Raw genomic sequence first — 12,934 nt, 5'->3', positions numbered from 1 at the left:
ACCCGGCGATGTAGCCCTTGTGCTGCATCGCCGGCCCTGAACGAAAGCGGGACCAACGCGCGTGACGAATATCTGGGAAATCGGAACCGACATCGGTGGCACTTTCACCGATATCATCGCCATCCGGCGCGACACGTCAGAGACGCGGATCGCCAAGGTGCCGTCGCGCCCCCACGCGCCGGTGCAGGCAATGCTGGAAGCCATCGAGGCTGTTGGTCTGCGCAAGAGCGATGTGAAGCGCTTCATTCACGGCACCACCCGGATCACCAATGCGATCGTTGAGGAGCGCTTGCCGAAGATCGCGCTGATCGCGACGAAGGGGTTCGAGGACGTTCTTGAGATCGCGCGCTATCGTCGCCGCGATCTCTATCGCCTGGATATCGCGCCAAAGGCCAAGGCGCTGGTGCCGCGTGAGCTGTGCTTCGCGCTCGACGAGCGCCTCGATCACGAGGGGCAGGTGCTGAAGCCACTGGCCGAAGCCGAAATCGAGCGCCTGATCGCCTGGCTGAAGGAGACCGGCGTGGAAAGCGTCGCCGTCTCGCTGCTGCATGCCTATGCCAATCCCGTCCATGAACAGATGTTGGCCGAGCGGTTGAAGGATATCGTCCCGCATGTCTCGCTGTCGCATGAGATCAATCCCGAAGCGCGCGAATATGAGCGCACGTCATCGACGGCGTTCAATGCGGCGGCGATGCCGATTGCGGTGGAATATCTGAGCGAGCTTGAAGAGCGTCTGCCCATCGGTCCGGGCCTGCAGGTGTTTCACTCCGCCGGTGCGATGATCCCGATCTCGGCCGTCAAGCGCCGTCCACTGGTGATGGCGATGTCTGGCCCGGCCGCCGGCGTTGCGGCCTCGGTCAGCATTGCGCGCCAGCTCGAGAAATCCCGCGTGCTCACTTTCGATATGGGCGGCACGACGACCGACGTCTGTCTGATTGTCGATGGCCAGGCAGAGATGGCCGACGGCAAGATGCTCGGCGATCGCCCGCTGCGTCAGCCGATGCTCGCGGTGCATTCCATTGGCGCCGGCGGTGGCTCCATCGTGCGCGCGGGCGCAGGCGGTCTGACCGTCGGGCCGGAAAGTGCCGGCTCCGAACCGGGCCCAGCCTGCTATGGCCGTGGCGGCACCAAGCCGACCATCACCGATGCCAATGCGCTGCTCGGCTATCTCAACCCCGAAACCAAGCTCGGCGACCGCATCGGCATGGATGTCGACGCTGCAGCCCGCGTGATCGAGCCGATCGCGCAGGGCCTCGGGCTCAGCCTTACCGAGACCGCGCTCGGCATCATCCGCGTCGCGAATGCCACCATGGCGCGGGCACTGCGCCGCGTGACAGTGGAGCGCGGCATCGATGGTCGCGACTGCACGCTGCTGGCGTTTGGCGGCGGCGGCCCGATGCATGCGGCGGGTCTCGCCGAACTCTACGGGATCACCGAGATAGTGGTGCCTGCTGCCTCCAGCGCCTTCTCCGCGCTGGGATGCCTGACTGCGGATTTTAGCTTCCTGCAGCAGCAGACGTTGCGCGTTGCGCTGGACGGAATTGACCTGGCCAAGGTCACGCAGCGCATCGAAGCGCTGGTCGAGCAGACCCTCGTGCCTCTGCTTGCCAACGCGATTCCGCGCGACTCCATCCAGATCGAACTGGTCGCGCTGATGCGTTATGCCGCGCAGGCCGATGCGATCCCCGTGCCTTTCACGATGCCGCTCGATGTCGATAGACTTCGGCAGGACTTTCTCGTCAAGCATCGCGAGTTGTTCGGCTACGCGACCAACGAAAGCTGCGTGATCGAATCCGTGCGTGCGCAGGCGCGGCAGCCCTCGACCACCGAAGTGAGCCGCCCGACGACAGTGTTGCGCACGGCGGTGGCCCCCAAGCGCCGTTGCTCGTTCGATGGCGCGCTGGATGTCATGACCGATGTGATCGATCGCAGCGCAATGACCGACGCCGTCACCGGTCCGGCGATCATCGAAGACGCGTGGTCCACCGTGGTGCTGCCGCCGCAATGGCAGGCGACACCGGATGCCAATGGCAACCTCTATCTCGCGAAGGTGATGTCATGAAGCTCGACCCGTTCGCCGTCGAGGTGATCCGCCACGGCCTGTCAGCTGCAGCGGAAGAGATGAGCCTGGTGATGACGCGTTCGGCACGCTCACCGCTGTTGCGCGAGGCCGGCGATCTGTCCTCGGCGATCACCGATGCGCAGGGCGAGCTGATCGGGCAGGGCCGCGACATCCCGGTCCATCTTGGCGCCATGGCCTATACGATCCGCGAATTGTTGAAAGTCGTGCCGGCTGCGACGCTGAGCGAAGGCGACGTGCTGATCTACAATCTCGGCGCGCTCGGCGGCAATCACCTCAACGACGTCAAGGTCGTCCGTCCGGTGTTCTTCGAGGGTGACATCGTTGCCTTTGCCGTCAGCCTCGCGCATTGGCCCGATATCGGCGGCACCTGGCCGGGCAGCTATCTCGCCAAGGCCATCGACACCTTTCAGGAGGCGCTGCGGATTCCGCCGATCAAGGTCGCCACGGCAGCAGGCGTCAGCGATGCCATAGTTCAGTTCCTCAAGGTCAATGTCCGCGATCCCGAATCCTGCGAGGGCGATTTACTCGGCCAGATCGCCTGCACACTGGCTGGCGAGAAACGCATCGTCGAATTGTGCAAGCAGCACGGCAAGGCAATGTTCGTGGCGGCGCTGTCGCGGCTGCACGATCTCTCCGAAGCCGAGATGCGCGAAGCCATTCTCGGGCTACCTGACGGCGTCTATGAAGGCGAGGATTTTCTCGATGACGGCGGCCCGGGCGACGAGCCGGCGCGTATCCATGTCAAGATCACCATCAAGGGCGACGAAGCGACGTTCGATCTGTCCGGCAGCTGCGACCGGGTCTCGAATTTCTGCAATACGACGTCCTTCATTGCGAAATCCGCGGTGGCCTATAGTGCGCGCATCATGAGCGGGCGCGATATGCAGCAGAATGGCGGCGCGTTGCGTCCGCTCACCATCATCACCCGGCCGGGCTCGATCTTCGAACCCGGTCTCACCGCACCGGTGGCGGCAGGCAATCACGAGACTTCGCTGCGTATCGTCGATGCGATCTTCCTGGCTATGCAGGACGTGATTCCGGAGCGGCTGTCGTCGGGCGGCGCCACCACGTCCGGTATGCTCTCTTTCGCCGAGCCGCGGCAGGATGGCTCCTGGAAGATGCTGTACGAGGTCCATGCCGGCGGCGAGGGCGCGCGGCACAACCGCGCCGGCTGCGCCGCGACCCGCGTGCATCTGACCAACACCTCCAACACGCCGGCTGAAGCCATCGAGGCCAACTACAATATTCGCGTCGAGCAGCAGGCGATCCGCTGGGGCTCCGGCGGCGCTGGCGCCTATCCGGGCGGCGACGGTGTCGTGCGCAGCTACCGCATCCTTGCGCCGAGCATGCATCTGACCAGTTGCGTCGAGCGCAAGCTTATTCCCCCGTTTGGCCTGAAGGGCGGCGCACCCGGCAAGACCGCACGCCTTACGCTCACGCGGGGCGGCGAGGTAATCGACGTCGAGGGCAAGTCGAACCTCGTGCTGCGACGGGACGATGTCATCACCATCGAGATGTGCGGCGGCGGCGGCTATGGTCGCGCATGATGCACCTCCGCAAGGACAAAAAGGATAATCGATGAGCAGACTTTTGCGGACGGGCCTCAATGCCGGCGACAGCGCCCCCCTGACCGTGGTCGGCGGCGAGGGCGTCTATTTCCATCTGCAAGATGGGCGTCGCCTGATCGACGGCAGCAACACCGGCGGCGGGCTCGGCCATCGCCACCCGAAAATGGTGGAAGCCATTCGTGCAGCCGCGGATACGCCGGTCGTCAACGAAGGCTGGACCTGGATCGGTCGCGAGAAAGCCGCCGATGATCTGATCGGCACCGCCTTCGCGGGCGAGGAGGATTGGGTCGGCGGCGTACGCTTCTGCATCAGCGGCTCTGAGGCCAACGACATGGCGCTGTCGCTGTGTCAGGCCCTGTCGCAGAAGACGGCATTGGCGACGCGCGAGCGCGCCTATCATGGCCTCGTCGGTCTGTCGCGCAGCATGACTGTGCAGCCGCACTGGCATGGCGGCCTCGCGGTGCAGGCCGGCGGCTCGCGTCTACCGGCCCCGATGGCGCCGGTGAAGATCCTGCCTGCGCCAGATGGGGCGATCTATGGCGCGCCACTGAGCAACCAGCCGGTCAAGGACGTTCTCGCCGATGCCGGCGCGACGCTCGCGGACACCGCAGCGACCATCATCGATTACACGCAGGGCGGCAATTACTACGACGGCGACTATCAGGACGAAGTCGCTGATCACGCCGCGAAAGCAAATTCGATCTGGATAGCCGACGAAGTCGTCACCGGCGCCGGACGCTCCGGCCGCTGGTTCGCGTTCCAGGGCGCCAAGAGCCGTCCGGATATCGTCACCATGGGCAAGTCGCTCGGCGGCGGCGCTGCGGCGGTCGCGGCCGTGATCGTGTCCAAGAAGATCGTCGAGCAGCTCAAGGGATCGAGCTGGCAGAACTACGGCACGCTGCGTGGCCATCCGATCAGTATGGCCGCCATCAGCACCTATCTCAATGTGGTGACCGAGGAGGATATCCTCGCGCGCGTGCGCACGATGGAAGCATTCTTCACCAAGCGCCTGCTGGAAATCGCTCGTCGCCATCCGAGCGTCAGCCGCGTTGCAGGCCAGGGCCTGCACTGGACCGTCGAACTGCACGGGCCCGACTGGCGTTCATGGGCCGCCGACACCATGGAAAATCCGATCGCCTCGCGTGTCGCCGCGCGGGCGATGGAAGCCGGCGCCGTGATCGGCACCAGCGGCGAGCAGACCTCGCTGTTCCTGGCGCCGCCGCTGATCATTAGTGAGCAGGATGCCGAGCGGCTGCTCGCAGCGCTCGACCACGGACTCGAACTTGCCGACCAGGAACACGCGCGGGCCAGTGGCCTCAATTGAAACACGACAGCAGAGACTTGAAGATGCAAGACGAACAGGACATCCGCGCCGTCATCGCCGGCTATTTCGAAGCGCTGTATCACGGCGATGTCGCAGGCTTCCGCAAGGTACTCCATCCCCAGGTGCGGTTGTTTTCGGCCACCGACGGTACGCTCGTCAATCTCGATCTCGAAACCTATATGGGCATGGTTGCCGCGCGGCCGTCATCGGCGTCGCGGAGCGACCCGCGCGAGGACGACATCGTGAGCGTGTCCGTGGCATCGCCGACCACGGCCCATGCCCGCGTCAAGGACATGTATCTGCCGAAGCGCTTCGTCAACGAACTCTCCTTCATCAAGATCGATGGCCGCTGGCAGATCATCGCCAAGGTCTGGCACTTCTTCGCCTGATTAATTGCTGAAATGTACCTGTCAGGAGGCTTGCCGTGAGTGACGTCTCTCCGTTCTGGCCACCCGGCGAGCCGCACACGCTGCCGTTGCCCGAGGGCGTCCTCTACGATGCGCTGGTGCGGGCCGCGACGGCGCGGCCGGATCATCCGGCCACGCTGTTCTACGGCGGAGTTCTCACTTACGCGGAATTGTTACGGCAGGTAGACGCGCTTGCCGGTTATCTGCAGAACATCTGCGGGGTGAAGCGCGGCGACCGCGTGATGGTCGCGCTGCAGAATTCGCCGCAATATGTGATCGCGTATTACGCCGTCATGCGGGCCGACGCCGTGGTTGTGCCGATCAACCCGATGAACAAGACCGCCGAACTCGACTATATCGCGTCCGACAGCGGCGCCACGGTGGCGATTGTCGGCAGCGATCTCGTCGATGTTTTTGCACCGCTGCTTGGCAACGTCATCAACAGCATCATCGTCGCGCACTATCGCGACTATGTGCCCGAGACATCGCCTTACACGCTGCCAGCCTGCGTGACGCAAAACGGATCGTGCCCCACGGCGCCGGGTTGGCGCGCCTGGGATTATGTGATCGCTCGCAACGAGACGCCGTCGCCGATGACCGCGACGCCAGCCGATCTCTGCCTGTTCCCTTACACATCCGGCACGACGGGCAAGCCGAAGGCCTGCATGCATCTGCACTCGAGCGTGCTGTTCACGGCAGTGCTGCAGGCGCGCTGGTACCGGCTCGGTGGCGACGACGTGCTGACTGGCGCGCAGCCGTTCTTTCATGTGGCGGGCATGCAGGGCTCGATGAATGCGGCGATCTCGGTCAGCGCGACGCTGATGCTGATGGCGCGCTGGGATAAGGACCTGATCCCTGATCTGTTCGAGGCCCATGGCGTTACCTTCTGGAACGCGGCGCCGACCATGATCGTCGACGTGCTCTCCAGCCCGACATTTCGTGAAGCGTGTTTTGCGAAGCTCAAGGTCATCACCGGCGGCGGCGCGGCAATGCCGGTGGCGGTGGCCGAACGGTTGAAGACCCGCTTTAGCCTCGAATTCGTCGAGGGCTACGGCATGACCGAGACCATGTCGCCGACCCACATCAATCCGATGGAAGCGCCGAGGCGGCAGTGCCTCGGCATCCCGGTGCATCAGACGGATGCGCGGATCATCGATCCAGACACGCTGACCGAGCTCGGCAGTGACGCAATCGGCGAGATCGTGGTCAACGGCCCGCAGGTGCTGCAAAACTACTGGAACAAGCCTGAAGCGAACGAGACCGCATTCGTCACGCTGGGCGGCAAGCGCTTCCTGCGCACCGGCGATCTCGGCTATCGCGATCGTGACGGCTATTTCTTCGCGGTCGACCGGCTGAAGCGGATGATCAATGTCAGTGGCTTCAAGGTGTGGCCGGCGGAAGTCGAGTCCATCATGTATGGCCATCTCGCCATCAAGGAGTGCTGCATCATCTCGACGCCGGACAGCTATCGCGGCGAGTCGGTGAAGGCTCTGGTGGTCCTGCATGATGCGGCCAAGGCGTCGACAACGGCAGACGACATCATCGGCTGGGCGCGTGGCGCCATGGCCAATTACAAGACGCCACGCTCGGTGGTGCTGGTCGATAGCCTGCCGCGCTCGGAAAGCAACAAGATCAGCTGGCGGTCGCTGCAGGAAGCGGAGTGGACATGACGACAGCAACCTCGCCAGCGGCCGAGCTTGGTCCCGAAGGACAGTTCTGGGCCCATCTGCGCGCCGGCAGACTGATGATCCAGCGTTCGCGCTCTACCGGCGAATATGTGTTCTATCCGCGCCTGATCGCGCCGCGCAGCGGTGCCGACGATCTCGAATTCGTCGAGGTCGGCGGGTTCGGCACGGTCTATTCGACGACCGTCATGCGCCGCCCCGCGAAGCATGGCGGCGATTACAATGCCTGTGTGGTCGATCTCGACGAAGGCGTCCGCATGCTGAGCCGCATCGTGGACTGTGCGCCCGACGAAGTCCATATCGGCATGCGCGTGCAGGCGGTGATCACGCCGGTCGACTTCGGCACCTATGCGAACAGCGAGCAGCCCATCGTGCTGTTTCGCCCTGTGGGAGCTGCGTCATGAGCGGCTCATCGCTGCGTGGCAAGAGCGCCATCGTCGGTGTCGGCACCTACGGCCTCGGCCGTGCGCCCGGCCTGTCCTCGATGGATCTGATGGCCGGCGCCACTGCACGCGCCGTTGCGGATGCGGGCCTGCAGTTGAAGGATATCGACGGCATCTGCGGCGGCACGCTGTATCACATGTTCCCGACGCTCTCGATAGGAGAGTATCTCGGCATCCGCCCGAAATGGGCGTGCTCGGACATGACCGGCGGTTCGTCCTTCCTGTCGCATCTGCTGCAAGCCACCATGGCGATCGAGGCCGGGCTGTGCACCACGGTGCTGATCGCCTACGGCTCCAATCTCAAACAGGCCGGTACCTTCGGCATTCATGAACTGCCGACCTTCGAGAAGGTCTACGGCCTGGCGTCGCCGCTGCCAGGTTATGCGATGTGTGCCGCGCGACACATGTATGAATACGGCACCACGCGCGCGCAGATGGCGGAAGTCGCCGTCGCTGCGCGACAATGGGCGCAACTGCATCCCGATGCGACGATGAAGGCGCCGCTGACCATCGACGAGGTGCTGGCTTCGCCGCTGGTGGCCGATCCGCTCTCGCGGCTGGATTGCTGCCTGATGAGCGATGGCGGTGCGGCTGTCATCGTCACCAGTCCCGATCGTGCGAAGGCGCTCAAGCACAAGCCCGTCTATTTCCTCGGTGGGGCTGGTGCGAGCTGGAGCCGCGAAGTCTCGCAGATCCCGGATTTCTGCACGACGCCGACGGCGGAGTGCGCGCCGCGGGCATTCGAGATGGCGGGCATCGCCACGGTTGATGTAGATGTGTTGCAGCTCTACGACGCGTTCACCATCAACGTCATCATGTTCCTGGAAGACATGAGATTCTGCAAGAAAGGCGAGGGCGGCGCGTTTGTCTCCGGTGGCCGGATCGCGCCGGGTGGTGCTCTGCCCGTCAATACCAATGGCGGTGGATTGTCGTTTGCGCATCCAGGCATGTATGGGCTGTTCACGCTGATCGAAGCGACAGAGCAATTACGCGGCAATGCCGGCGCACGGCAGATCGCGGATGCCGAGATCGCGATCGCTCATGGCAATGGTTGCACCTTCTCGCATGAATTTACGGCCGTACTTGGCAGCGCCAACACGCTGTAGTGACAGATCTGTTGATGCCCACGCTTTGTGAATAATGGGCGATCTGGCCCGCCAGTGTCTGCAGATTGCGACTCTGCAGCGTGACCGCGGGCTGTGTCGGATGCAGTTTTTTGGCCGCAGCCGTGACCGAGCGATCGCGGTGAACGGCGGTCAGCGCGCAATTGGCGAAGGGTCAATTCCCGCAGAAACCGGCTCACCAGCCTAGCAACCTCTATAAGGAAAACTTTGCTCCGGCCAAAGATAAGAATATTTTACTAATTCTGCAAACTGGGATGTTGTTGGTGCGCGGACGGCCGAACGGCACGACGCTTTGAAAATGGCCCCGCAGAGGGCGGCGATGAGGGAACGGCTATGGATGAACGCGTGACATTGCGTTCGCATCTCGATCGCGCGGGGGCGAAGACGCCGAACCGGCTTGCGATCGCCGCCGTGATCGAGGGAATCGCCGCCGCATCCATCGACCTTGCCGACGTCATTGCCGACGGCCCGCTGGCCGGCATTACGGGTCGTCTCAGCGGCGTGAACTCCGACGGCGACGCGCAGAAGGACATCGATCTTGTCGCGGACAGGATGATGCGCCGCGCGCTGCTCGTGACCCCCGTCGCCGCCATTCTGTCGGAAGAGGCAGAATTGCCCGAAATCCTCGATGTCGCCGCGCCGCTATGTGTCGCGATCGATCCGCTGGATGGCTCCGCCAATCTTGAGAACAACATCTCGGTCGGCACCATCTTCTCGATCCGTCCGCGCGGTAACGATGTGGTTTCCACCTTCTTCGAGCCCGGCACAGCCCAATGCGCCGCGGGCTTCGTGGTCTACGGTCCCCAGACCACGTTGGTGCTGGCGCATAACGGGCATGTCGACATCTTCATTCTCGATCGCCGCGCGCGTGAATTCCTGCTTGTCGCACAAGGCGTCAGGATTGCGCCCAATACGCCGGAATTCGCCATCAACGCGTCGAACCGGCGGCACTGGCACGGTCCGGTGCGGACCTATATCGACGAATGCCTAGCCGGCATTGGTGGCGACGGCGGTGCTGATTTCAACATGCGCTGGATCGGCTCGCTGGTCGCCGAGTCACTTCGCATTCTCGTCCGCGGCGGCGTGTTCCTTTATCCGGCCGACGCGCGCCCCGGATACCGCGAAGGGCGCCTACGCCTTTTATACGAAGCGCACCCGATGGCGTTGGTCATGGAGTGGGCCGGAGGCTCCGCAACCACCGGCCGTCGCCGCATCCTCGAAATTTCGGCGCGAACACCGCACCAGCGCGTGCCGCTGATCATGGGCTCGATGCGCGGCGTTCGCGACGTTGCCGCCATTCACGAAGGCATCGAACCGATGTTCGACAATAGCGACGCACCGCTGTTTGCGCGGCGCGGCCTGTTTCGCTGAGCCGAGGGCAGAGCAAAATGTCGCGCAGCTATCCCATTATATCGATCACTGGTTCGTCGGGCGCTGGCACCACCTCGGTGAAAAAGACGTTCGAGAACATTTTCCGTCGCGAGAAAGTCGCCGCCGCCTATATCGAGGGCGATGCGTTTCATCGCTACAACCGCGTCGAGATGCGCACGAAGATGCAGGAGGAAGGCGAGAAGGGCAACAAGCACTTCAGCCACTTCAGCCCGGAAACCAACCTGTTCGAGGAGCTGGAGAAAGTCTTCCGCGACTACGGCGAGTCCGGTACCGGCACCGCCCGTCATTACGTGCACGACGAGGACGAAGCCAAATTATACGGGGCGGCACCGGGGACCTTTACCGAATGGGGCCCGCTGCCGGAAAAGTCCGACCTGCTATTTTACGAAGGTCTGCATGGCGCCGTGGTGACCGACAAGGTCAATATCGCCCAGCATGCTGACCTCAAGGTCGGCGTCGTTCCCGTCATCAATCTGGAGTGGATCCAGAAGCTGCATCGCGACCGCAAGGATCGCGGTTACACGCAGGAAGCCGTCACCGACACCATCCTGCGGCGGATGCCGGACTATGTGAACTACATCTGCCCGCAATTTGCCGAGACCGACATCAACTTCCAGCGTGTGCCGACGGTCGATACCTCGAACCCCTTCATCGCGCGGTGGATCCCGACGCCGGATGAATCGATGGTGGTGATCCGGTTGAAGAATCCGCGCGGCATCGATTTCCCCTATCTGCTGTCGATGATCCCCAACAGCTTCATGTCGCGCGCCAACTCGATCGTGATTCACGGCTCGAAACTGGATCTGGCGATGCAGCTCATCCTCACCCCGCTGATCCTGCAATTGATGGAACGCAAAAGGCGCACGGTATGAATATTCAAAGTCCCGCTCCCCAGATGGATCAAGCGACCGTTCCGCACGCGGATATGGCGAATGCGATTCGCTTTCTCGCGATCGACGCGGTGGAAAAGGCGAAGTCGGGCCATCCCGGCATGCCGATGGGTATGGCCGACGCGGCGACAGTGCTGTTCTCACGCTTCCTCAAATTCGATGCCGCCGATCCGGCCTGGCCAGACCGCGACCGCTTCATCTTGTCCGCCGGCCACGGCTCGATGTTGCTCTACGCGCTGCTGCATCTGACCGGATCGGCGGAGGTGACGCTCGATCAGTTGCAGTCGTTCCGGCAATGGGGCTCGAAGACACCCGGCCATCCCGAATACGGCCACACCGCGGGCGTCGAGACGACCACCGGCCCGCTCGGCCAGGGTATCGCCACGGCGGTCGGCATGGCCTTGGCCGAACGCCTGATGAATGCGCGTTTCGGCGACGGTCTCGTCGATCACTACACTTACGTGATCGCCGGTGACGGCTGCTTGATGGAGGGCCTCAGCCACGAGGCGATCTCGCTGGCGGGACATCTGCGGCTCAATCGTCTGATCGTGCTGTTCGACGATAACCAGATCTCGATCGACGGCGCGACCTCGCTGTCGTGTTCGGACGATCAGCTTGCGCGCTTCGCTGCATCGGGATGGTCGGCCTGCCGTGTCAACGGCCATGATCCCGAGGCCGTGGCCGCGGCCATTGCACGGGCGCGCGACAACGACCGCCCATCGCTGATCGCGTGCCGCACGGTGATCGGCTTCGGCGCGCCGAATCGGCAAGGCAGTGAGAAGGCGCATGGCGCGCCGCTGGGCGCGGACGAGGTTGCGAAGACGCGTGACGCGCTGCACTGGCCGCACGCCCCGTTCCACGTTCCCGATGTGGTGGCGCGACAATGGCGCGCGGTCGGCGCGCGCGGACAGACGGCGCATGCGGAATGGGTGGGGCGCGTTGCGCGTCTCGACGGCGCTGTGCGGGATTACTTTCAGGCCGCGCTGAAGGGCCAGCTTTCCGGCGGATACGACAATGCGCTGGCCAAGATTCGCGCCCATTTCTTGCTGGAGCGACCGAAGATCGCCACCCGGCAGGCCTCGCAACTCGTCATCGATGTCATTGCCGATGTCCTGCCGAATCTGCTCGGCGGATCGGCTGACCTCACCCATTCGAACCTCACGCGCGCCAGGATGCAGGCGCCGATCCAGCACGATGCCTTCGACGGCAGCTACGTCCATTACGGCGTGCGCGAGCACGCCATGGCGGCGGCGATGAACGGCGTCGCTTTGCATGGCGGCCTCATTCCCTATGGCGGCACCTTCCTGTGCTTTGCCGATTACAGCCGCCCCGCGATCCGGCTGGCCGCGTTGATGGGCATCCGCGTCATTCACGTGATGACGCACGACTCGATCGGGCTTGGCGAGGACGGCCCGACCCATCAGCCGGTCGAGCACCTGGCTTCCCTGCGCGCGATTCCAAATCTGCTGGTGTTCCGTCCCGGCGACGCCGTCGAGACCGCCGAGGCCTGGGATTGCGCGTTGCGGACGCCCCATGCGCCGTCGGTGCTTTGCCTGTCGCGTCAGGCGCTGCCTGTGTTCCGCGATGGCATCGATTCCACTAACCGGGTCGCGCGTGGTGCCTATGTCGTCATCGAGCCGGAAGGTGGCCGCGACGTCACCCTGGTGGCAACCGGCTCCGAAGTGTCGATTGCGATTGTTGCGGCAAAGCTGCTTGCCGATGACGGCATTCGCGCTGCGGTGGTGTCGGCGCCGTGCTTCGATCTGTTCCGGCAACAGCCCGGCGACTATCGGGCCGCAATTCTCGGCAGCGCTCCGCGCGTCGGTGTCGAGGCCGCGATCGAGGGCGATTGGGCGCGCTGGTTTGGCGATGGCGGTGAGTTCGTCGGCATGACCGGATTCGGGGCCTCGGCGCCTGCGGATGATCTGTATCGCGAATTCGGTATCACCGCCGCGGCGGTCGTAACGGCGGCGATGCGCTGCATCGCCCGCTCGCGCATCGCCGCCGCCGAATGAGTT

General features: G+C 63.8%; 11 protein-coding genes. 10 read left to right on the top strand and 1 reads right to left on the bottom strand.

The annotated features are described in order from the left end of the window. Positions 1–61: 61 nt before the first annotated feature. From AB7813_RS14940 to AB7813_RS14910, 7 genes are read left to right on the top strand one after another with little or no spacing between them, the layout of a single operon-like run. A complete protein-coding gene (locus AB7813_RS14940; RefSeq protein WP_439064932.1) occupies positions 62–2,062 on the top strand; it encodes a hydantoinase/oxoprolinase family protein in 2,001 nt (666 codons plus the stop codon). After that, positions 2,059–3,630 carry a hydantoinase B/oxoprolinase family protein gene (locus AB7813_RS14935; RefSeq protein WP_439064931.1) on the top strand — a complete coding sequence of 524 codons (1,572 nt, stop codon included), beginning with the start codon at positions 2,059–2,061 and terminating at the stop codon, positions 3,628–3,630. Before AB7813_RS14940 ends, AB7813_RS14935 begins: the two co-directional genes overlap by 4 nt. 31 nt (positions 3,631–3,661) lie before the next feature. Further along, the gene (locus tag AB7813_RS14930; protein ID WP_439059818.1) at positions 3,662–4,975 is read left to right on the top strand and encodes an aminotransferase class III-fold pyridoxal phosphate-dependent enzyme; all 1,314 of its coding nucleotides are present in this window, start codon (positions 3,662–3,664) and stop codon (positions 4,973–4,975) included. 23 nt (positions 4,976–4,998) lie between these two features. Next, complete coding sequence (locus AB7813_RS14925; RefSeq protein WP_120287008.1) at positions 4,999–5,364, top strand: nuclear transport factor 2 family protein; 366 nt, start codon at positions 4,999–5,001, stop codon at positions 5,362–5,364. Between the two features lie 35 nt (positions 5,365–5,399). Then, a complete protein-coding gene (locus AB7813_RS14920) occupies positions 5,400–7,052 on the top strand; it encodes a long-chain-fatty-acid--CoA ligase (protein WP_439064930.1) in 1,653 nt (550 codons plus the stop codon). Then, on the top strand, positions 7,049–7,471 hold the full coding sequence (locus AB7813_RS14915) for a Zn-ribbon domain-containing OB-fold protein (protein ID WP_439064929.1): 423 nt from the start codon (positions 7,049–7,051) through the stop codon (positions 7,469–7,471). Before AB7813_RS14920 ends, AB7813_RS14915 begins: the two co-directional genes overlap by 4 nt. Then, positions 7,468–8,616, top strand: coding sequence for an acetyl-CoA acetyltransferase (locus AB7813_RS14910; protein WP_439064928.1), 1,149 nt, complete (start codon positions 7,468–7,470; stop codon positions 8,614–8,616). Before AB7813_RS14915 ends, AB7813_RS14910 begins: the two co-directional genes overlap by 4 nt. On the opposite strand, the gene AB7813_RS14905 is transcribed toward AB7813_RS14910, so the two are convergent. Then, entirely contained in the window at positions 8,582–8,722 is a 141-nt protein-coding gene (locus tag AB7813_RS14905) for a hypothetical protein (protein ID WP_439065902.1), read from the bottom strand. The genes AB7813_RS14910 and AB7813_RS14905 overlap by 35 nt on opposite strands. A gap of 245 nt (positions 8,723–8,967) precedes the next feature. On the opposite strand from AB7813_RS14905, the gene AB7813_RS14900 reads away from it, so the two are divergent. Genes AB7813_RS14900 through tkt form a run of 3 tightly spaced genes read left to right on the top strand, consistent with a single transcriptional unit; the run spans position 8,968 to position 12,931 of the window. Next, on the top strand, positions 8,968–10,005 hold the full coding sequence (locus AB7813_RS14900) for a class 1 fructose-bisphosphatase (protein ID WP_439064927.1): 1,038 nt from the start codon (positions 8,968–8,970) through the stop codon (positions 10,003–10,005). Positions 10,006–10,022: 17 nt separating this feature from the next. Next, positions 10,023–10,898, top strand: coding sequence for a phosphoribulokinase (locus AB7813_RS14895; RefSeq protein ID WP_439064926.1), 876 nt, complete (start codon positions 10,023–10,025; stop codon positions 10,896–10,898). Next, a complete protein-coding gene (tkt, locus tag AB7813_RS14890) occupies positions 10,895–12,931 on the top strand; it encodes a transketolase (protein ID WP_439064925.1) in 2,037 nt (678 codons plus the stop codon). Before AB7813_RS14895 ends, tkt begins: the two co-directional genes overlap by 4 nt. Positions 12,932–12,934 lie beyond the last annotated feature (3 nt).

It is taken from the genome of Tardiphaga sp. 20_F10_N6_6 (genome assembly GCF_052076045.1).
In the GTDB taxonomy this organism is placed as follows: Bacteria; Pseudomonadota; Alphaproteobacteria; order Rhizobiales; family Xanthobacteraceae; genus Tardiphaga; species Tardiphaga robiniae.
The sequence above is the reverse complement of the archived record's forward strand: the minus strand, read 5'-3'. Positions and strand labels throughout refer to the sequence as shown.

Coding starts and splice junctions, on each gene's coding strand:
- AB7813_RS14935 (WP_439064931.1), top strand. CDS start 2,059: ATGAAGCTCGACCCGTTCGCCGTCGAGGTGATCCGCCACGGCCTGTCA.
- AB7813_RS14930 (WP_439059818.1), top strand. CDS start 3,662: ATGAGCAGACTTTTGCGGACGGGCCTCAATGCCGGCGACAGCGCCCCC.
- AB7813_RS14925 (WP_120287008.1), top strand. CDS start 4,999: ATGCAAGACGAACAGGACATCCGCGCCGTCATCGCCGGCTATTTCGAA.
- AB7813_RS14915 (WP_439064929.1), top strand. CDS start 7,049: ATGACGACAGCAACCTCGCCAGCGGCCGAGCTTGGTCCCGAAGGACAG.
- AB7813_RS14910 (WP_439064928.1), top strand. CDS start 7,468: ATGAGCGGCTCATCGCTGCGTGGCAAGAGCGCCATCGTCGGTGTCGGC.
- AB7813_RS14900 (WP_439064927.1), top strand. CDS start 8,968: ATGGATGAACGCGTGACATTGCGTTCGCATCTCGATCGCGCGGGGGCG.
- AB7813_RS14895 (WP_439064926.1), top strand. CDS start 10,023: ATGTCGCGCAGCTATCCCATTATATCGATCACTGGTTCGTCGGGCGCT.
- tkt (WP_439064925.1), top strand. CDS start 10,895: ATGAATATTCAAAGTCCCGCTCCCCAGATGGATCAAGCGACCGTTCCG.